General features: G+C 44.8%; 16 protein-coding genes. 6 read left to right on the plus strand and 10 right to left on the minus strand.

Annotated features, from left to right (window positions below; genetic code table 11):
- Positions 1 to 43 precede the first annotated feature (43 nt).
- On the minus strand, positions 44 to 391 hold the full coding sequence (locus QUA20_RS12970) for a rhodanese-like domain-containing protein (RefSeq protein WP_172190739.1): 348 nt from the start codon (positions 389 to 391) through the stop codon (positions 44 to 46).
- A gap of 102 nt (positions 392 to 493) precedes the next feature.
- Positions 494 to 1,120 carry a hypothetical protein gene (locus QUA20_RS12975; RefSeq protein ID WP_333189222.1) on the minus strand — a complete coding sequence of 209 codons (627 nt, stop codon included), beginning with the start codon at positions 1,118 to 1,120 and terminating at the stop codon, positions 494 to 496.
- 196 nt (positions 1,121 to 1,316) lie between these two features.
- Between QUA20_RS12975 and rpsD the strand changes: the two genes are divergently transcribed.
- On the plus strand, positions 1,317 to 1,925 hold the full coding sequence (rpsD, locus tag QUA20_RS12980; protein ID WP_193975783.1) for a 30S ribosomal protein S4: 609 nt from the start codon (positions 1,317 to 1,319) through the stop codon (positions 1,923 to 1,925).
- 272 nt (positions 1,926 to 2,197) lie between these two features.
- Here the strand turns inward: rpsD and QUA20_RS12985 are convergent, their stop codons facing one another.
- The 4 genes from QUA20_RS12985 to QUA20_RS13000 all read right to left on the minus strand — a co-directional run bounded on the left by QUA20_RS12985 (position 2,198) and on the right by QUA20_RS13000 (position 9,259).
- The gene (locus tag QUA20_RS12985) at positions 2,198 to 3,400 is read right to left on the minus strand and encodes a catalase (protein WP_333189223.1); all 1,203 of its coding nucleotides are present in this window, start codon (positions 3,398 to 3,400) and stop codon (positions 2,198 to 2,200) included.
- Positions 3,401 to 3,645: 245 nt separating this feature from the next.
- The gene (locus tag QUA20_RS12990) at positions 3,646 to 6,450 is read right to left on the minus strand and encodes a phospholipase effector Tle1 domain-containing protein (protein ID WP_333189224.1); all 2,805 of its coding nucleotides are present in this window, start codon (positions 6,448 to 6,450) and stop codon (positions 3,646 to 3,648) included.
- A 633-nt stretch (positions 6,451 to 7,083) separates the two neighbouring features.
- Positions 7,084 to 8,517, minus strand: a complete 1,434-nt coding sequence (locus QUA20_RS12995) for an MFS transporter (protein ID WP_333189225.1) — start codon at positions 8,515 to 8,517, stop codon at positions 7,084 to 7,086.
- Between the two features lie 313 nt (positions 8,518 to 8,830).
- Positions 8,831 to 9,259, minus strand: a complete 429-nt coding sequence (locus QUA20_RS13000; RefSeq protein ID WP_333189226.1) for a hypothetical protein — start codon at positions 9,257 to 9,259, stop codon at positions 8,831 to 8,833.
- A 421-nt stretch (positions 9,260 to 9,680) separates the two neighbouring features.
- On the opposite strand from QUA20_RS13000, the gene cbiD reads away from it, so the two are divergent.
- Together cbiD and guaA are read left to right on the plus strand one after the other, a co-directional pair.
- Complete coding sequence (gene cbiD, locus QUA20_RS13005) at positions 9,681 to 10,802, plus strand: cobalt-precorrin-5B (C(1))-methyltransferase CbiD (protein ID WP_333189254.1); 1,122 nt, start codon at positions 9,681 to 9,683, stop codon at positions 10,800 to 10,802.
- Between the two features lie 335 nt (positions 10,803 to 11,137).
- Entirely contained in the window at positions 11,138 to 12,751 is a 1,614-nt protein-coding gene (gene guaA, locus QUA20_RS13010; RefSeq protein ID WP_333189227.1) for a glutamine-hydrolyzing GMP synthase, read from the plus strand.
- A gap of 110 nt (positions 12,752 to 12,861) precedes the next feature.
- Here guaA and QUA20_RS13015 read toward each other — a convergent pair whose 3' ends face one another.
- A complete protein-coding gene (locus QUA20_RS13015) occupies positions 12,862 to 13,395 on the minus strand; it encodes a DUF2726 domain-containing protein (protein ID WP_333189228.1) in 534 nt (177 codons plus the stop codon).
- Positions 13,396 to 13,416: 21 nt separating this feature from the next.
- Entirely contained in the window at positions 13,417 to 13,689 is a 273-nt protein-coding gene (locus QUA20_RS13020; protein WP_333189229.1) for a hypothetical protein, read from the minus strand.
- A gap of 361 nt (positions 13,690 to 14,050) precedes the next feature.
- On the opposite strand from QUA20_RS13020, the gene QUA20_RS13025 reads away from it, so the two are divergent.
- Both QUA20_RS13025 and QUA20_RS13030 read left to right on the plus strand, forming a co-directional pair.
- On the plus strand, positions 14,051 to 17,056 hold the full coding sequence (locus QUA20_RS13025) for an NACHT domain-containing protein (protein WP_333189230.1): 3,006 nt from the start codon (positions 14,051 to 14,053) through the stop codon (positions 17,054 to 17,056).
- Between the two features lie 106 nt (positions 17,057 to 17,162).
- The gene (locus tag QUA20_RS13030; protein ID WP_333189231.1) at positions 17,163 to 17,297 is read left to right on the plus strand and encodes a hypothetical protein; all 135 of its coding nucleotides are present in this window, start codon (positions 17,163 to 17,165) and stop codon (positions 17,295 to 17,297) included.
- 426 nt (positions 17,298 to 17,723) lie between these two features.
- Here QUA20_RS13030 and QUA20_RS13035 read toward each other — a convergent pair whose 3' ends face one another.
- On the minus strand, positions 17,724 to 18,683 hold the full coding sequence (locus QUA20_RS13035) for a cation diffusion facilitator family transporter (RefSeq protein ID WP_333189232.1): 960 nt from the start codon (positions 18,681 to 18,683) through the stop codon (positions 17,724 to 17,726).
- Positions 18,684 to 18,924: 241 nt separating this feature from the next.
- On the opposite strand from QUA20_RS13035, the gene QUA20_RS13040 reads away from it, so the two are divergent.
- Positions 18,925 to 19,272, plus strand: coding sequence for a hypothetical protein (locus tag QUA20_RS13040; protein ID WP_333189233.1), 348 nt, complete (start codon positions 18,925 to 18,927; stop codon positions 19,270 to 19,272).
- 116 nt (positions 19,273 to 19,388) lie between these two features.
- Here QUA20_RS13040 and QUA20_RS13045 read toward each other — a convergent pair whose 3' ends face one another.
- Positions 19,389 to 20,246 (minus strand): rhodanese-like domain-containing protein, encoded by an 858-nt coding sequence (locus QUA20_RS13045; protein ID WP_333189234.1) that lies wholly within the window; start codon positions 20,244 to 20,246, stop codon positions 19,389 to 19,391.

A 20,246-nucleotide genomic window follows, 5' to 3' on the forward strand; every position in this document is an offset into this window, starting at 1 on the left:
CGCGGACTCTGAAGAAAACGATAGTTCAGAACTGGATTTGAGGTTAATAGCGGGGAACGCTTCGATCGACCACCATTGAGTAAGCATCGATACCGCCAACGATATTTTTAACGTTGGTAAATCCTCGCTCGGCTAGCCAGTGGCACATTTGAGCCGATCGCACTCCGTGATGGCACAGAACTAGGGTTTCTTTGTCGCGATCGAGTCTAGCGTCAATTTCACCAGACCATTCGGCAAACTCGCTCAACGGAAAAGCTACAAATCCCGGCAGCGCCGCGAGTTCAATTTCGTGAGGTTCCCGCACGTCTACAAGCTGCAATTTCTCAGCATTGGTTTCTGCTAATTGGCGACCTAATTCTTCGACTGTAATTTGAGCAAAAATTTCTGACATTTGATTATAAAAAAGTAGTCATTAGTCATTAGTCAGTTAACAGTTAACAGTCAACAGTCAACAGTCAACAGTTAACAGTCAACAGTTAACAGTCAACAGTGATTAATTGGGCAGCGAAGGCGGTGAAATTAGCTCCAAAGGAGGAGTAGGTGCAGGACGCCCGTCCAAGCTCACTGTGTCCCTCGGGTCGAGACAAGTGGCGATTAACCTGTCAGTGGGAAAGTCGAGCCTGCCGCTCAAACCGACTACGCATTCAGCAAACTGTTGTGGCAATAAACTGCGGCGACACCCATCGAGCACTAACAGGGGAGCCGCAGGTTGAGTTCGAGTTTTGCCGTTAATATTCACTACGCAAGTAGCCAATTCGGCGGGACGCCTCACCCGCCGACAGCTTGAGAGCGCTTCGACACCAGAAATATTGGTTTTGCGGTTGATTTGGAGAGCGCATTTAGATATGTCGCGGGGGCGGAGGGCGTCAGCACAAGCGGAGGCGGCTGCCTCGGCGCCCACTCCGGCTTCGATTAGTTCCAGGGCGCAGACGCGATAGGGATTCCTATTGCGAGGGATTCTAATAGTGATGGCTGATGCTGGCGAGATTGGCAGTGCACTGGCCAACAAACCGAGTGCTGCTAGCTGCGTGCCGAGAGCCAATATCCAGCGCCCGGTAGGGCTTGAGCCTGTCGGTGCTGGCTTTGGGGAAGAAGTGCGGGAAAAATTGCGATTGTGCATGGCAGATCGAATAGTGAGTTTTTTTGGCTGATTGGGGCGATCGAGCGATCGGCTTTTCCTTCAGAATTTACCGCACATGATGGATCGCCCTGCGGTCGATCGTTTTTTTATCGATCTTTGTTGGAATTTTGATCGTTACCAACATATAATATAGAGTCTGCATAAAATTGCATACAGATATTAGAGAGGAAAATAAATGTCTCGATATCGAGGCCCCCGATTGAGAATCGTCCGTCGCCTGAAAGAGTTGCCGGGTCTAACCCGCAAAACCCCCAGACGAGATTATCCGCCTGGACAGCACGGTCAAAACCGCAAAAAGCTCTCTGAGTATGCGGTTCGCTTGCAAGAAAAGCAAAAACTCCGTTTCAATTACGGTGTGACGGAACGCCAACTGCTCCGTTACGTCCGCAAAGCCCGCCGTGTCACGGGCTCCACAGGTCAAGTGTTACTGCAATTTTTGGAAATGCGCTTGGACAATACTGTGTTTCGGATGGGAATGGCTCCAACCATTCCGTCCGCTAGACAATTGGTAAATCACGGTCACATAACTGTCAATGACCGTGAAGTCAATATAGCCAGCTATCAGTGCAAGCCTGGTGATGTGGTTGCGGTGAAAAATAGAGAGCGCTCGCGCACAATGGTAGAAGCTAATCTCAAAGACCCAGGCTTGGCTCACTTGCCGAATCACTTGGAATTTGATAAGCAAAAACTGATTGGCAAAGTTAACGGCGTTATCGAACGCGAGTGGATTGCTCTTCAGATTAACGAACTGTTAGTGGTGGAATACTACTCACGGCAAGCTTAAGTTATTAGTCATCAGTCGTTGGTCATTAGTCATCAGTTGGTTGCTAGCAGAATAATTAATAATTGGGTACGAACCCAGTTATTGATTAATTGCTACTGAATAATGAGGACTAAGGACTGAGGACTAAGAATTAATAATTTTCAACACTCCCACCCCCTAAAAAGGGATGGGATTTTTTGAAGGTTTCGCTTGTTAACTTCTTTGAGTTGCCATTTGCTCAGACGAGACCTGCCTGATGGCATTAAATGATGTCCCAGCCTCAAATTATTCCCTTAAAAAGTTTCTTCTCCTGTTGGTTCTTGGTGGACAAGACCTCGCTTTTGAAGGCGATAGTTCGCTACAACAGGGTAAACAACACCGCGTATCCGATTGATCGCACCTACTGGACGATGAACTGCTAAGCCGTTCCAGGGAGAATATCTCAGGTTTTCGTTGAAATCAGATTGTTTTTCATAATCAATAATTTGATGCTTGACGATGAGACGACCTACTGTCAAGAAGGGTGATTCCTGTTCCTTCCAGACATTGATGCCATCGTCGATCGGCATTTTTAGGCTGGTTTGGAACTGGATGCCAAAATCCCACCAATATTGGGCATCAGGTTTCGCCAGGGCTTTAATTAGGTCATCCCGGTAATAATTGTCTGGTTGATTGGGATCTAAACCCAAGGCTTTAGCGCGATCGACAAAGGGAAATTTAGGAATTCCCGGTCGAGATTGTTGTGGAATTATCTCGTGCGGTGGTTTGCATGAAACCGGAGTAAACCCATACTTAATTACAGCAGGATATTCGACAGGAACTAGACCAGGCTGGGAGGGATCGAAATCGGGATTGAGACCCAAAGCAGAGGGTGAACCGCTCCAATATTTGGCTGTTAGCAAACTCTTCGGAGTCCGGCTACCCGTAAGCGTCGAGACCGCTAGAAAGTGTCTGGGATGTCGCATTAGCCACTTTTTCAATGTCTCTGGTGATTCAACCAGAGCAGAAAAAAAGCCGTAGTAGTCTTTGATGGTTTGGCTCACAAATATCTCTGAATTGTGAACAATGATGTCCTGGGTTTTTGACTCGTGGCTTTGCGCGAGTCGTTCCCCTTCCACCCCCATCACTTTCACTGACATTGAGCGGGAATCTTTTTGGTAATCAGGGTATACTTTGGTAGCCCCGTTAGCAAATCGCAACCAAACAGGATATTCTTTGGGTTTTGCTAGCAAACCTTGCTTAAGGGAAATAGCATTGAGTTGCGAAGAAGTTAACGAAGCGCGTTTGCCCAATTCCCGTTTAATCTCTTCCTCATCGAAGTCAAAAATTTCCAGAGTTCCTTTAACGCACGCATGAGTTTTGGCGTGAGTATCTCGCAGCGCCCGCTCCTTATCCCCGTAAAGATTATCCATCCGAAGCTTGGCCTGCTCAACCAAAATATCGTAGTATTTGCGTTCGTCCTGTTCGGGATATTCGGTAAATAGCTTCTTGCTCATAAATAACCTTTTAAAAGCTGATTGTGGCGATAATGGTTGGCATTTTCCCGTTCTAATTTACCTGAATTTTAACGGGATGTCGAGGGTTCTCAGGTTTAAGTTGTTCGCGGTTCATTGGGTAATCCTCTAAACCCCGAACAACTCACCACTGCGACTGTCGGCTCTTTTTGAACTAGAGTTATACATTTGAAAGAAAGGCGTACAATTTACAATTTGTAACCCCACTCCCCTCGTGTTCTGTCAGCTCATTTAGATGGTTTCCAACCCTCATTATAAAAAGAAACTTTGTACTCTTTACCGCGAGGAACATTACGGTTCAGCACCTGGGAGAGGGTCTTGGTATTCATAATCTCTTCCCAACCTACTGGTGAAAAAGTTTCTGGATTGAAGACATTTTCGGCTAATAGAGGATTGGTGAAAGCTTCAGAAAAGGCATCAATTCCTATCAGTCGTCCGACTAAAGGAGGTAAGGCTGAATTTGGCCGCAAATCTTCTGCGTAGAGTCCCACATACAATTCAATGTTGTCTACGTGACCGTACAATCGTTTCAATTCTTTTTGGACATCTTCATCGCCACTAATTTGATTGAAATCGGTCACCCGTGGATACTTGCACAGTTCGCGGTAATCGTTGTAGCTTCTTAATTTGGCTGCACGACCTGCACGAATGCTCGCTGTCTCAGTTGGAATTAGGAAATCAGGCGTATTGAATAAACCCAATTGCGCTGCTGGTTGGGAACAAGTTTCTTCAAATATAGCTCCCAAACCCTTGTTAATGATCATATCATTGTTCCACATCGACTCGGGCATAGACATTTCCTTCCCCTCATGGATTAGCTTATCGGGCAGCATACTATGCCAACGATAAACTAAAGTAAATTCTACCATCATCCAATTGTTGCGATACCATTTTTCATCAATAAACGCTGGGGGATCGGTGAAGAATTGGAAGTGATAGGGAGTAAGGTGGTTGATATAATCCTCAAGCACAATTTTCAGAAACTCTGCCATCACGATATTTCTGGCGGTTTGGAAAAGACGTTCATCATCCCAAGTTGGATAATTTTTTGCCAAGAGGTCGCATACGCGATTGTGTTCTCTTAAGCTAAGAACGTTGAGCATTACATAGCCAATTTGCACATTGACCCGCTCTAACTCTATCCCCATTGCAAATAATTTTTGTCTCTTTTCAGAGGGTAGTTTATCCGATTTCTTTTCGTCGTATTCACCGACTATTTGATGGGGAATTCCTTTGAATTCTTCCTTAGGCTGTCCGTTCTCATCATAGTAAAAAGGAGGATATTCTTCGCCATTGAGAATTTGGCTCTTTAGCTTGCCTCCTTGATGAGATCTCAGCAGCTTAGTAATATTTGCGTTCAACCCATAGACGTTACACAGATCGATGTGGTGGTTGGAGCTATTTTTGCGGTGATCCAGTCGATCTGTTCGCAGGAAACTGTCGGTAAACCATTGCACGAAATAGGGGAACATAAGAGAGGATTTGGCCGAATATTTCGTCTTCCCTCCTTTTTTGCGGTACAAAACCTCCAAATCCTTAATAGGCGGGAGATTCTTTTCAAAATTCTCTGTGGGGCTTAAATTAACCCCTACGTAGCTTTTATTTGTTAAAGGCTTCCAATCAGTAGGCGGTAGATGAAGTCCCGAATAAGAGCGATCGTTTAATGACTCCCAAGAGGTGTAGGGAGACATGGTACTAAACGCATAGGGGCGAGTTGGAATTTTTAAGACGGCATTGTTAATCAGAGTTTTGTTCACTTTTTTGCTAAGCCCCTCGTTGCTTTGAATGAATTTCCAAAGTGGCTTGAAGTTAGTTAAAAGCAAAGTCTCGATTTTGTTTTTCTGCCCGTCTCTTGAGGTGTCTCTTTTTGAAGGCATAATTGTTTCTCGTTTGGGTTGTTGTAGATTCGATATGGTTTTTCCTTTTGGTTCTTGTAGATTCGATTGATTGCCAAGCCTCAATTCTGCCGGGTTCTTGATCGAGTCTTCTTTATCCTCTGCAATTAGTTTTAAGGGTTTATTAGATAATAAAAGCGGTTCTAGATTCTTGGGGTGGTACGGGATGTCTACACTTTGAAAACGCTCGATCGCGCTTTCATGAAGATCGTCAATGCTCTCCCTCACCTCGCGCAACTTGATTCCTGCCCATTTGAAGAACCCAGGATCGTTTTTAAATGGAACCTTATAATCAGGCTTGATATCCTCAATGGCCTCTGGCTCGAATTCCAGTTTCAATTCATAGTCACTGATTTGATCCAACATCCACTTCAAGACAGCATCTGATAACCCGCGGTATGCTGGCGTTCCACCGCCGATGCAGCCATGCTCGCCTGGAAACCAAACTTGACGAAGCTTCTGGTTCGGGGCATCAGGATTTTTCTTCATCAGGGTAACATCAAAGACTTCGCGAATTTCGTCGATCGCAACGGCGTGCAACGCATTATCAATATCCTTATTTAAAGTGGTGTCGTGGAACTTGTACCTTGTTTTGATCTGTCCCTCAAACTTCTTCAAGGCCGGTACAAGAGGAATACCAAGGGCTCCAACGGTGTCGAAACAACCAAGCAAGGTGATCGGGACGCGATCGCCGTTATCTTTGCCGTAATCTTTGCGGAAACTCTTTGCTTTGTCATCATTTGGTTTAAGGCCTCGGTCACGGTAAAGCTCGTAAGCTTCTGATGCCTTGGTAATATAACGGCGGGATAGGAGACCGGAGCAATAGATCATCCCCGCTAGACTCCTGACTGTGTAAGCACCGCGACTGAACCCGAATAGATAGATTTCGTCACCGCGATCGTAGTTGAGAGAAAGAAAACGATAGGCATCTTGTATATTTTTATCGATTCCCAGCCCAGTGACTCCGCCCACAATCTTGTTACTGTCGACTCCAATTCCCTCGTCATAAAACACGATCTGCGGAACCCCGTCACTAGCTGTTCGTGTCACTGCCTGGGCAAGCTTAAGCACATTAGTTGGGCACTCAGTATCTAGTTTGTTCCAAGTTCCATCACAGCAAACGATCAGACGTTTCATATTTACATTCTCTCTTTGAATCGGAAATTTGATAGCGAGCTGTCATTGGTAATCGGTTACAAGAGAATTGCCAATTCGCGTTTTTCTGTCGCGTCAGGCGCTCCCTGCTAATTTTTGGCTTGAAATTGTTATGTGGCTGGGCAATCTTTAGCTATTTCGATTCTCAGGATATTAGTCCCAAAACACCCTATAGTCTAGTTTGCTGTATTAAAATGTTAATTTTATTTATATTTCTTAAATTAAAATGTTTACAGAGTGAAATAGTAGCTTTGGTTCTGGGAAAAGGCTCGATTCTCTTAAAAAGTAAAAAATTTAGAGTGTGAAATAGTAGCTTTGGTTCGGGGAAAATGCTTGATTCTCCTAACAGGAGTAACGATCTGATGCCATAGCTAACAAACATTTAAACACATTTACGCTCTGCCTGGTCAGTTTTGAGAACAGCTATATCCGATCGAGTTGTCAGTTATCTGCAAGATAATGGTGACGTATTGGCCACACGCATAGCAGGTTTGGACTGTGTTTTGGATGAAAATTTGTTGCAGCGACTCTCAGATTTTCTGCGATGTGCTTGAAGTTTTTAACAATCTGTGGGCTTTTCAAGTTTCTCGATCGATAAATTTGTGCGAAAATTTTCTAGCCCCGGTTTAATTTGAAGCGTCCAAAAGTAGGGACGATCGACCGCAGCGACTGGCTGCGGGGTTCTCGCACCAAAATCAAAGGCAGCAAGCCTACCAATCGCACAGCAGCCGAGAGGGCAAAGAGTGCTCCCAAACTCATGCCGGGAAGTTGGGCTAGAAAGCCGCCGGCTGTAGTTCCCAAAGCCCCAGCTAATCCCGAAACTGCTGCGGCGATCGCAAAATAAGTCGAAGGTTGCTCGATCGACGCTATCTCCATTTGAATATTGTTAGTGCACAAGACGATCGCCCCTAAAGTCGTTCCCGCCAGCAAGTGCAGCAGCGGCAGCCACACCCAAACCGCAAACGGGTAATTGCCCGTACCCAACCACAGCAAAGGCGTTATCGCCACCACCAGCCCCACCGCAATTAGCAGCGGGCGATTTCCCAAGCGATCGGCCAACTTGCCCCAAAACATCAGCAGCAGTAGATTTGCCCCGGAACTCAAGCTGGTGTAAATCGTTACCAAACTCACATCCAAGCTTAATTCTTTCAGCAGGTAGATATTAAAAAAAGGCGCGCTGAGATTAACTGCAAATGTCCAGATGCTGAAGTAAAGAATAAACATTAAGAAATTAGAATCTTTGAACACAGAAGGCACAAAATCTGTTATTTCCTTTTCTTTTTTCTCTGTAAGTCGATCGCTCTCTGCATATTGTTTGTATACCTGCGGATTCACATCAACCATGAAGAATTGACACCCCAAACTAATCATTCCTGCCAAAACACCCACCAATAAAACAACACCGTAGCCCAAAATTGGATCGGCGCCCCAAGCTGACACGGACAATCCCATGAGCGGCACTCCCAGCAAACTAATCAAGCTCGTAGCACTGTTGCGAAAGCCAAAATAGCGTCCCCGCAAACGTTGAGGAACCACGGCGGCGAGCCAACTAAACCAGTTAGCACTGGCAAAAGCTCCTAGCACGCTAGCTGCTAGGACGGTTGCCAGCGTCCACAGCAGCAGTTGGTGGGAGTCTGCGTGCTGGGAGCCCCAAACAATTGCCACCGCCAGCACCAGCCACAGCAGGCGAGACACGCCGAATATCCCTAGGTTGTAGCAGTAGCGACTGGTTGTCCTGTCTGCGATGTAGGCTCCTAATGGTTGCAGGAGATTTACCACCATCGGAATAGCACAGAATATACCTATTTCCACGCTGCTGGCACCGAGTTGCAGCAAGAAGTTGCTCAGCAGCACGCCGGCGGTCGCCGACTCGAAGACACTGGCAAAAACGCCGTCCAGAATTGAGGCTTTGAGAGTCGAGCGAATGTCTTGTTTAGAAATTTTGAGAGCTGTTTTTGGAGGTAGAACGAGCTGAGATATTTGATTATCTAGTATTTCTGGAGTCTGGAAAGATAGAGGTTGATTTAACTCTGCAACTGGTTCAACCATAAGTCATAGAATTTTATATTTTAGATCGCAGATTAAAGAATTAATTGCAAAATCTTGGTTGGGCAAGGGTTTGAGGCTGGCCGGCCATTAAATTATTTTTCATGCGCAGGTGTCAAAAAAATTTAATATTTCTGCTAGGAATTGCTGAGCTAGCCTATTAAGATAAAACCAGCCCCGCCTTCAAGATGTTAGCTTGAAAGCTAGACTGGCACTTCCGGGTAATGGTTATTAATATAGAGGGCAAGCGATCGCTTGGACATCAACCGCTTGGGAGATATAAATTTGCTAATTGTACAAAATTAGGTGTTAGCGCTTAACAAGGAAGCGATCGCAGCTTTTCGCCTGACAAAAATTGCTCGAATTCCACCTCAAACAAGTCCCCCCAAGGGCCAAAGCAAATTTCGCGCGAGATCCTCCACTCGGCTCTCAAACCTTTACGGCTAGCTAAATCTATAGAATGTAAGACGATCGACTTGCCGAGTATAGCTGCTAACTCCAGCCCTCGGGCCAGGGCGGCAATTGCCTCTGGGGCGACAGCATCCACTTGCTGCATATCCACGACAACTCCAAGGGCAGCCGTTTCTAAGGCTTGCTCCAAATTGGTTTGGAAATCTAGGACAGCGATGCCGCCGAGGCAGCCCTTGGGTTGCAAAACAATGGTGTTGGATGCGGTGGTTTCTGGATCTAGTTGAGCGGTTGAATCCGAAACAACTGACGCCGTGAAGGTAGTGGCGGTCTTCATCTTTCCTCCTCCTGCGAACCCCTCACCATACCTGTACTCAGGACGGGGTAGATGCGAGGAAAAAGGGTGCAACGTCTGTGCAAGATAGCTGTAACCATCTTTTTTTTGAACCTGTTTACAGTAATTGTACTTAATTCCTGGAATCAGTTGGTCAGTCCCAGCGCTCGCGATCGAGATTCCTGGTTGTTTAGGGAAATCACCCGTACGTGCCCGTAAGGCTTCGGAGTCGGTTGTTGGCGAGCGCACCTCAAGAAAACTGTGGCTGCGATCGGCAACTGGCAGGACAAAATAATGACTTGACAAAATTTACGCTAACTGATGATAATAGCAAACCCTAGAATCAAACTTAAATGTTTGAGGGGTATCACTGCGAAGGCGTGATGTCGATCGCCGGCAAATTTACGGATTTCTGAATTTGAGCGTGACCAAAACTCAACCTTTATCCGGGTATACACTGCCAGTATTTGCCTGTGCTGCTGCACTTGCAGCTTTGCGGTGCTTGCGTGATGGTATTAAGTCTTTAGATAGTGTATCAGTGAATTTACTGGAACCCCCAATAACCGCAGCAATTCCGATCGAGCAGGCATCTGTGCTCAAAACTGGTACCGCTTTGGGCGTGACTCGCTCCGATCCGGGGGACAATCTCGATCTGACTCGGAATACCCCCGTTTGGGCAATGGTGGAATTGGGGAGAGGGGAAGAAGGGGAACAAATACAGATTGTTGGCGGCGAGGGAATTGGACATCACAAAGCAGGTGGAGGAGCGGCAATCTATGATTACGCGATGCGGCTGCTGCGATCGAATCTGAGCCGAGAACTCGCACCGTCCGAAAAAATTACTGTCACCCTGATTCTGCCGTCAGGGCGCCAACTAGCCACCCGCACTTCTAACGAAGCTTTCGGCGTGGTAGAAGGACTTTCGCTGCTGGGTACCACTGGCATTTCTCAACCCCTGAGCGCCCCGGGACAGTTGGAAGTTTACCGCGAACAACTGCAACAAAAAGCCGAACTGTTTGACACTTTAGTATTCTGCATCGGCGAAAACGGCTTGGATTTGGCGCGACAATTGGGGATCAATCCCGATCGGCTCGTCAAAACCGCTAACTGGCTGGGCCCGCTGCTTGTAGAAGCAGGATGTCAGGGCGTGCAGTCAATTTTGCTGTTTGGCTATCACGGGAAACTGATGAAATTGGCGGCGGGAATTTTTCACACTCACCACCACCTCGCTGACGGGCGCAGGGAAATTCTCACAGCTTACTGTGCTAAAGCTGGAATGCCCGCTGATGCGTGTTCGGAAATTTTTGCCGCAGCGACGGCGGAAGATGCTCTCGGACAATTGCGGGCTTTGGACGCTCAAACTGGCAGCAATTGGGTCGATCGAATTTACGGCGACATCGCCCGACAAATAGACTTGCGCTCATCGGATTGCATTTTTACTCACACTAACTTGCGCATCCCCGTGGGCTCGGTGATGTTCGGGCGCGATCGCAAAATTATTGTTAAAAGTGACATAGGAGATACATTTCTGACCCAAATTTGTTAATGTAGTGTGAATATCCCTGAATTATGTTTAAAACATCGGTCAGGGATAATATTTAACAATTAATAATTCTTAGTCCCTAGACCTTAATTATACTAGGTTGCTTCGGGACGAATTTTTTGACGCAATAGTTCAATTAATTAGGGTAAGGATCGAACTAAATCTATGCTTGCCCTCGACTCTATTAATCGGCTAACATCGCTGACAGCAATCTAGTATAAATAAGATTTATTCCTAGCGACTAATGGTTGCTCGCCTTCCTCAGTCTTGCAATGAGACGGCGACAGATACCTCCGCTACTTTCGGTCCAATTAGCAATTAGCAATTACGCAATAACCGTGACTACTCAAATAGAAACTGAATCAGTCCTAACAAACTCTTTTCTGGAGCAGATAGATCGCCAGACGATCGTGATTCTCGACTTCGGTTCGCAATATTCCGAACTGATTGCTCGCCGCATTCGCGAAACTCAAGTATATTCAGAAGTTATTTCTTACCGCACTACGGCAGAACAGTTAAAAGCTATCAATCCTAAAGGAATTATTCTGTCAGGAGGCCCGAGTTCTGTATACGATGAAAGAGCTCCCCAATGCGACCCAGAAATTTGGAATTTGGGAATACCGGTGTTGGGAGTGTGTTACGGGATGCAGTTGATGGTAAAGCAGCTCGGAGGAACGGTTGAGCGGGCTAAGTTAGCCGAATACGGCAAGGCATCGCTATTTATTGACGATCCTACGGATTTGCTGACAAATGTCGAAGAGGGCAGCACGATGTGGATGAGCCACGGAGACTCCTGTTCTGAGTTGCCGTCGGGTTTTGAGATCCTCGCTCACACGGACAATACTCCGTCTGCTGCTGTTGCTAACCACGAGAAAAATTTGTACGGCGTTCAGTTCCATCCAGAAGTAGTTCACTCGATCGGGGGAATAGCTTTAATTCGCAATTTTGTTTACCACATTTGCGAGTGCGAACCGACTTGGACGACTGCTACTTTTGTGGAGCAATCGATTCGCGAAATTCGCGCGCAAGTGGGGGATAAACGAGTTTTGCTGGCTTTATCCGGCGGTGTAGATTCTTCTACTTTGGCTTTTTTGCTGCACAAGGCGATCGGCGACCAACTTACCTGTATGTTTATCGACCAAGGGTTTATGCGCAAGTATGAACCAGAACGGTTGGTAAAATTATTTAAAGAGCAATTCCACATTGACGTTGAGTATGTTAATGCTCGCGAACGCTTTTTAGCTCAACTTGAAGGGATTACCGATCCGGAGGTAAAACGCAAGCGGATCGGTCACGAATTTATCAACGTATTTGAAGAAGAATCGAAGCGTCTGGGCCCCTTCGACTACCTGGCACAAGGTACTCTTTATCCTGATGTGATTGAGTCGGCTGACACTAATGCAGACCCGAAAAGCGGCGAACGAGTTGCTGTTAAAATTAAAAGCCACCACAACGTGGGGGGTTTGCCGAAAGATTTGCGATTCAAGCTGATCGAACCGCTGCGAAAACTGTTTAAGGATGAAGTGCGAAAAGTCGGCCGGTCGATCGGGCTACCGGAAGAAATCGTGAACCGACAACCTTTCCCGGGCCCGGGATTGGCGATTCGGATTACAGGAGAAGTTACCGCAGAGAGACTAAATATTTTGCGGGATGCTGACTTCATTGTTCGCCAAGAAATTAACCGCCACGGATTGTACGGCGAACTTTGGCAAGCTTTTGCCGTTTTGCTACCGATTCGCAGTGTAGGGGTGATGGGCGATCAGCGCACTTATGCTTACCCGATCGTTCTGCGGTTTATTAAGAGTGAAGACGGGATGACGGCTGATTGGGCGCGGGTTCCTTACGATTTGTTGGAACTGATCTCGAATCGGATTGTGAATGAGGTTAAGGGGGTGAACCGGGTGGTTTACGATATTACTTCTAAGCCGCCGGGAACGATCGAGTGGGAGTAATACCATTGTCGATTATTGATTTTCGATTTGGATAGATGCCGTCTGTAAGTCCTGTGTTAATTACAGGACTTACACAGAAAATTTATAGTCTAAGAGTCAACTGTCAACTGTCAACTGTCAACTGTCAACTGTGTTGAATAGTGTTGCAAAAATGCTTCCAGTTCTGTCCGTCCTTGCTGGGTAATTGAGTTGTAGAAGACTTCTTTTTGTCCATTGGGAGTGTAGAAACGATAGAAGCGTCGATCTCGATCGATTTGTCGCAGGTATACTAAGGGAACGCCAACAGATGCAAGGAGTCGGGCTTTTTTGCGATCGCGCACCTGCACCTCTGGGCGATCGTGGCAATGAGATTGACATTCTATCACCAGTTTGGCTTTGCGACTAGCACAATAACCGCGTTCCATCAAGGCGATATCGACTCTGGAACTAACCCAAAATTTCCAAAGTTCAATGGGAAGACGGGTGAAAGTTTCTGGACGAGAACAGATGATTTCTAGGGGAACTTGGGGACAGTAACGGAAGCGATCGCCTAAAATTATCTCTAGAATATCGATCGCGATCGTTTCTAACTCGTTGATGATTTCTCCGCTTTGGAATTGGGGAAATGAAGACAAAGAATTGTCACAGTCAAAGGCGTATAGCATGAGTTTTATCTCCGATTAGGGTTAGTGGGAATTAAGGGGGTTGTAGATGACTGTCCAAGCGTTTGCACCAATAGCGGTGGCAGTCCAAGCGCCCTTCTGGTAAGGTTTGCCTTCTTTCCGAGCGCGGTAGAGAGTTGTGGTGGATACCTCCAACAGTTGTGCGGCTCTATGGGTTGTGCAGGATTGCTCTATTACAGTTGGTTGGGATGGGAGTTTTACCCTTCTCTTTTTGTTAAGGGAGTCGAGGGGAGTGGGTGGCTCGTCTGGGAAAAGGCTGAGTTGAAAGGCTGTCATAAGCTGAACCTTTGAGTGTTAATGATTCAAGCCTATTGGAGTCAACTGGATTTCTCCAGAGCAAAACGGTTCAGAAAAAAGTGAACTGATCTGAACTGGTCAAGAAACTTGATGCTGACTATGCTAGGGATAGTTTTGATTGAGATTTTGCGCCTGTGCTGTTGTCCCGCCGTGGAATCAAGTCCACGGCTAAGAGCTACTGTCCACTTAAGTGGACTGAAGAGCGCTTTTTTGGGTCAGCATTTAGTCCTCTTGCAGAGGACTTTCGCTATGAGCCAGGGGTTTAAACCCCTGGCGGGCTATGCAACTGATGCAAAATTCTCAATTTCATCCACTTTGTTTGTTAGGAATGAGTCAAACTATGGCATCTCGCAGTGTTCGGATTGATGGCGCAGGTTTGGATAAAGTTCGTCAACGGATGGCTGAATTGGAGAAGCCACTAAATCCAGATAAACGGGGCTGGTCTCAAGAAGACCTTGAAAGGCAAGCGTATGTGAGTAATAGCACAGTGAAACGCTTTTTAAAGGGAAATCCAGTCGATAGAAACTATGCTATTTCAATTCTTAAAGCATTAGGATTTGAACCCATAAAATTTATTGCCGAACATGACTCAAACTTGCAGAATTCCGAGCTAGAGCCACAGCCAAACATTGCCATTGATTGGCAGCGAGTTTGCCAATCAATGTTACACGAGCAGCAAGAGGAGCAACGCTTTAGACGGAGAGCGACAGAAATGGGATTTGAAATCAATGTTTTTGTACCACTAGGATTAATCGAACGCAAACAGCAGCAGCGTCGCAGTGGCAATGTGCCTATGGAACTGTTACATCAATTAGAATCGGAAGTTGTTACCCGAATTTACGAGCATGATGAATTCATGACTGACGTTATTGGACAAAACCCTACTGGAAAAAATCAGCATATTGCTATTGTGGGCGAACCAGGAGCAGGAAAGACAACGCTGTTAGATAAAATCGCCACTCGCATTTATGAAAATAATCAAGACTTGCCGATTTGCATTGCGCTGGCAAGCTTGCAAGGAAAGACACTGAAAGAATACATTATTCAGGAATGGTTGCCAGAAGCAATTTCTCTGGTTTATCCTGATATTGATGTAGAGAAGTTTCATGAAACATCTCTACAAAAACGCTTGCGTCAAGGTGGAATTTGGCTATTACTCGATGGTGTTGATGAAATGGCTTTAGGGGCGAATAGTTGTTTGTCCTTAGAGGAAATTAGAAACCAGCTTACTGATTGGTTGGGTAATGTGCGGGTTGTTTTGACCTGTCGAACCAATGTTTGGGATGCCCGTCTCAACAATCCCCTCACAGGCTTTGATACTTACAAAACTCAGGAGTTTAAACAAGAGCAAGTAGAGGATTTTATTCAGCAGTGGTTTGCTGAAGCAAAAAATATTCAACGGGGACAGGAGTTACAGAAAAAACTGCAAGAACCGCAAAAAGAACGCATCTACCAACTCGTAAAAAATCCGCTTCGCTTATCTCTACTGTGTCAAATATCCAGCAAAAATAAGCAAGTCGAATTACCAGAAACAAAAGCCGAACTATATCAACACTTTGTCCGCTATTTCTATGAGTGGAAACCATCCCAAACGGTTATTGATTGGGCGACTCAACCAGGTTTGCGAGAAGAATTACATCAAGCCCTCGGTCGTTTGTCTATAGCAGGATTGGATAGCGATACTCGATTTCGCTTGCCGCTGAGTTTAATTCAGCAAGAAATGGGCGATAGGCTTTTTAAATTAGCCTGGGATCTCGGTTGGCTGAATTTGGTAGATCTAGAAGCTGCAACAGATGAACCTGTTTACGCATTCTTTCATCCTACATTCCAGGAATATTTTGCCTCCTTGGCGATCGATCATTGGCATTTTTTCCTAACTCACGTTCCTCATAATCCAGATGAAGGTATTTATCGCATTTTTGAACCGCAGTGGAAAGAAGTAATATTGCTTTGGTTGGGACAAGACCGCATACAGCAAAATATCAAAGAAGAATTATTAAAAAATCTACTTAATTTTGATGATAACTGTGAGGAATTTTATAGTTTTCAATCCTATTTTATTGGCGTCGCAGGTCTCTCTGAATTTCGATACTTTTCCTTGGGTGATGAAATGATTGATACAGTAATTGAGTGGAGTTTTAGTGATTCAATCTGTTTAGAAAGTTTCGATCCACTTGAAGCAACCGCTAGAGCAACTTTACAAGAAACCGATATAATAAGAGTAGTCGATCGATTAACTAAAATACTAAAAAATGATAATAACGATGATGTGACTCGCGTGCTTGCTGCTCGAATGATACTCCGAATTAATCCTTATCACATTAAAGTTGTCAATTTTTTAATTAATCAGGCTTATCATTATCGATATTTTGGTGATGTTATGCTCTTTGAAGAAGTTTGTGCAGCATTAACAGAATCTGGCATATTGATTCCAAAAATCATCAAAGCTTTGATCGAATGTATCAGACCAAATCAGTTGATTCTAAACTTTTCTGATTTTCCCTTTCTCTATGATTGTTTACGAATAAGGGGTGCTAAATATTTAGATCAAATTGACCCTGGCAATCCACACGTGTTAATCACTCTCTTAGATGTACTCAGGCATAAGAGCTTGGTTAAAGAGGTAATTTTACAATTTTCAGAATTAGAGATTTTTTCAAATTTTTCTAAAATTATTCCTACTTTAGTTTGTTTATTACAAGCTGATCACAATGAAGAAGTGAAGTTAAAAATTGCACAAACTTTAGTGAAAATAGATCCTAGTAATCGGGAAGGTGTTGAATTTCTAAAACACTCAATTTTGAATGGCACTGATGAAGGTTATCGCTTGTATGCAGCTAGAAGTTTATGGGAAACCCATCCTAAAGACTTAGAAATACGTGAAGTATTTCATTGTTTGTTACGCCAAAACCATCACCTGTTCCAAGGTAGTAAACGTCATCGTTTTTTGATGTTATCTGATTGGACATTTAAAAAAATAAATTTAAATGTTATAAATAAGCGGATTAACTTAATTAAAGTCAATAAGATAGTCGAGCCATTGATTTTTACAATAGAACAGGAAAGTTTAAGTTCAGGTTATAATATAAGAAAATCGCTTCAAGCACGGGTTGAAGCTCTAAAATCAAAGCAAGCTATTTATGAGCTATACGATCTGGATATTTGGAGAGTCAAGATGGCGATTCCTAGTGATTTATTCCCAAGAGTCGTAGCAAATACAAAAGAGCTTTTTAATGATGAATTACTAGCTGAAGAATCAGAACACTACGAAAGTTGCTATGCTATACTGTGGCACTGCGCCCAAAATATGAGTTATCCAGAATTTTATCGCGCTTGGTACAGTTAACCATCCACTACAAATCCAGAAGCATCCGATAACATCATACTTAGCACTGCGACAATGTAAAACGCATTTCTCCTAACCATCCGAACCCGATCGATGCAGTTTTGAAATGGCTGAACAGATCGATTTTGGAGGCTTGAATTTTGATTTTGGCAGAAGGCGATCGCTTTTTCACCAACTCAGGCGCGATCGCACTCACTCCCCCAATCCAACTCGATCGAAACATTTCTTCATCTTTCTCTGAATTAAGAGAATAGTCCGCTAAAACAGAGTAGGAGAATTTCCGCTACGATCGAGAGTAGATAGGCTAGCACCAGATAAAATAAAGTAAAAATTCCATCCGCACTACCCGTTGAGATGGCTGCGAGCTCTCGGTTCAAAAGTGGGGATTTTGCTACCTTGGCATTTGCGGGGGGAAATGGCTACAGAAATTCAAAATACTTGGAATTTATACAAATAGAAAGACAGAAATCGACGACAGCCGATCGATCTATTGTGGAAAACTTGCCCTTTTCTGTGGAAAACCCCCTTTTTCCTGTGGAAAACTGCTACTAAATTAAGTGCGATCGCTCTAATTCCCTTGATAACATTTAAAAAATTGGAGGAATTGCGATCGCAAAAACCCCCTTCCTCCTTCATCCCTCAACCTGCTGTTTGCTCGGGATACAGCCTACATTTTTCCTCCTTCCTGCTTCCTCTTTCCTTCTTCCTTTTCTTCAGAATCGTAGCTAATTTGGTCGGACTCGTAAGCCGGCGGCTCAACGTGAATTAAGATGCGTACAGGGCTGAAACGTTCTTCCAAACGGGCTTCTACTTCTTCTGTAATCCCGTGAGCTGTTTCTACATCGACAGCATCTACAATCATGTGCATATCAATAAATACTTGACGCCCTACAACGCCACGGGAGGCGATCGAGTGACAATTAACAACGCCGGGCACATCCATTGCGATCGCCTGAATAACTTCCGGTGCGATCGCCATTTCATCCACCAACCAAGGCAGATTTTCCCTTAAAACTTTCCAACCGCTGCTAAATACCAAAACAGCCACAGGAAAAGACAAAAACACATCCAGGGATTGCAATTGAGGTATATTCCAAACCTGCCCTTGCCAAACACCAATCAACCCGCCGATGACCATAATTGTCACCCAAACATCGCTCATCGTGTGCTGAGCGTCAGCCACTAAAATCGCGCTACCGAGACGTTTGCCAACTCTGCGCTCGTAAAAAGTGACAAAAATATTAATCCCCAGTACAATCAGCAAAATCCACAGTTCATTTGGGGATATTTTGACAACTTTACCCCCGTTAATCAGCCTTTCGACAGCACCGCTGAGAATTTCAAAACAGGCAATTCCCAGAAAAGCAGCAATTCCCAGAGCTCCGAGAGCATCAAATTTTTGGTGTCCGTAGGGATGATCGCGATCGGGCTGCGGATTGGCATAATGATTAGTTACCAATCCTAAAATATTATTAGCGCTGTCCGTGACGCTGTGCAAAGCATCTGCCAGCAAACTGAGGGAACCAGTCAGCCATCCCACGCCTGCTTTAATTGCCATCACCAGCAAATTTAGCAATAAAGTAATTATTAAAACCTTGCGGACTTCGGAACGGTTATCGGCAACCATAAACTCTCCTCGATCTGCCCTCAAGTTTTCTGGTTTCTAGTTTAAAGCTTATCAAGTCATAACAGGTTAAAACTATTGCGTAATCTAGCTTGCGACTAGATTTATCTTCATTAATTTAGGCTAGCTTCTTGAGACAAATTTTAATTAATAGCAGTTTCGCCGCTCAATTTAGCTGGCAGGTACTTCTTTTAGGTTATTGTATATTTTATCATTAACAATTGTATGTTAAATTTCATTGCCCATGTCTCTTTCTCCGCTGACACTGAATTTAGTCGAAGGTTCTGTATCCTTTAGCTTTTCCCCGCAAGCCGCGCGGGATTTGCAAAACGAAATTGCAGCTTTGATGGAAAGCTTGAAAGCTGTAGCAGCCAAAACTGCTGGCGCTAAAGCTTCTCCCCAAAAACCGATGGAATATCGGTATGCAGGAGATGTATTTTTGGAAGTTTTCTGCAACCCGAATATCTGGCCAACTCCTTTTGCTGCGAAAGTGCTGATTACGGTTAGGGACGATCGCGTGCGCGTGACCACCGAAGCCGAACTCAGCCGCCTGCGCGACGATCTCGCTCAGTATATCGAACAAGTCGGTTGAGATTCTCAACCTCGATCGTTTGTAGTTAATAGGTTGAATCTGAGTTCAGATACCATTCTCAAGAACAGGCTTTCCGGCCTGTTCCACAAACATTAAATTTTCTGTGGGGTGGGCTTCTAGCCCGCCCGTGAAAGGATTACTGACAAAGGATAGGTATCTGCAGGCGACGCCGACCATTCCCACATTGAACCTGCATAATTCTTAGCATTAAATCCCGCATTTGTCAACACACAAGTCAACCATGCAGAGCGAATTCCCCCACTACAATAACTCACAATTTGAGTTGACTGCGAAACTCCTTTTTGCTGCAAAATAGCAACAATCTCGCCACGACTCAGCAGTTTTCCTTGTTTGTCCATCAACTGTTTGTAGTAAAGGTGAACCGCACCACGAATGTGGCCGCCCCGCTGTTCTCCGTAAGGCGTTTTACCTGCATATTCTCGCCGCTCTCTGGCGTCGATAACTACTAAATTATCATTGCCTAAAATAGCTTTCAATTCATCCCGCTGAATTTCCCAATTCGAGCGGCGAGATATTACAAAATCTCCTGTTTTCGGTGGATTGTTTGCAGCTTTTACTCGATTAATTCCCGCTTTGATGAAAGCCCTATATCCTCCATCGACAAAAACTGCTTTTTCGTGCCCCAAAGTCCGCAACATCCAAACAATTCGCCCGTCTTCGCCCCACCCTTTCACGGAATCGGCAACGACTATGACAGGTTTGTCTTGACAAATACCAATTGCTTGCAGTTTTTGAGTTAACACTGTGTTATTTTCGATAATTTTTCCCTGGTGGGGAAAGTGCGATTGAGAAAATTCCTGCCAAGTTACGGGAATAGCTGGTGGGAGACGGCAAAACCACTTTAAAATGGGTGCGCGAGCATCTAGTAAAGTAGCTTCTTGTTCCAGCAATTGCTTAGCTAAAGCTGCATTTACTATCCAGTTATTTGCTAAATTACACAGTAAATTAGACAT

Source organism: Microcoleus sp. Pol7_A1 (genome assembly GCF_036701085.1).
Classification (GTDB): domain Bacteria; phylum Cyanobacteriota; class Cyanobacteriia; order Cyanobacteriales; family Microcoleaceae; genus Microcoleus; species Microcoleus asticus.

Coding starts and splice junctions, on each gene's coding strand:
- QUA20_RS13035 (WP_333189232.1), bottom strand. CDS start 18,683: ATGGTTGCCGATAACCGTTCCGAAGTCCGCAAGGTTTTAATAATTACT.
- QUA20_RS13040 (WP_333189233.1), top strand. CDS start 18,925: ATGTCTCTTTCTCCGCTGACACTGAATTTAGTCGAAGGTTCTGTATCC.
- QUA20_RS13030 (WP_333189231.1), top strand. CDS start 17,163: ATGGCTGAACAGATCGATTTTGGAGGCTTGAATTTTGATTTTGGCAGA.
- QUA20_RS13015 (WP_333189228.1), bottom strand. CDS start 13,395: ATGCTATACGCCTTTGACTGTGACAATTCTTTGTCTTCATTTCCCCAA.
- QUA20_RS13045 (WP_333189234.1), bottom strand. CDS start 20,246: ATGTCTAATTTACTGTGTAATTTAGCAAATAACTGGATAGTAAATGCA.
- QUA20_RS12995 (WP_333189225.1), bottom strand. CDS start 8,517: ATGGTTGAACCAGTTGCAGAGTTAAATCAACCTCTATCTTTCCAGACT.
- QUA20_RS13025 (WP_333189230.1), top strand. CDS start 14,051: ATGGCATCTCGCAGTGTTCGGATTGATGGCGCAGGTTTGGATAAAGTT.
- QUA20_RS12970 (WP_172190739.1), bottom strand. CDS start 391: ATGTCAGAAATTTTTGCTCAAATTACAGTCGAAGAATTAGGTCGCCAA.
- QUA20_RS12990 (WP_333189224.1), bottom strand. CDS start 6,450: ATGAAACGTCTGATCGTTTGCTGTGATGGAACTTGGAACAAACTAGAT.
- QUA20_RS13000 (WP_333189226.1), bottom strand. CDS start 9,259: ATGAAGACCGCCACTACCTTCACGGCGTCAGTTGTTTCGGATTCAACC.
- rpsD (WP_193975783.1), top strand. CDS start 1,317: ATGTCTCGATATCGAGGCCCCCGATTGAGAATCGTCCGTCGCCTGAAA.
- QUA20_RS13020 (WP_333189229.1), bottom strand. CDS start 13,689: ATGACAGCCTTTCAACTCAGCCTTTTCCCAGACGAGCCACCCACTCCC.
- QUA20_RS12975 (WP_333189222.1), bottom strand. CDS start 1,120: ATGCACAATCGCAATTTTTCCCGCACTTCTTCCCCAAAGCCAGCACCG.
- QUA20_RS12985 (WP_333189223.1), bottom strand. CDS start 3,400: ATGAGCAAGAAGCTATTTACCGAATATCCCGAACAGGACGAACGCAAA.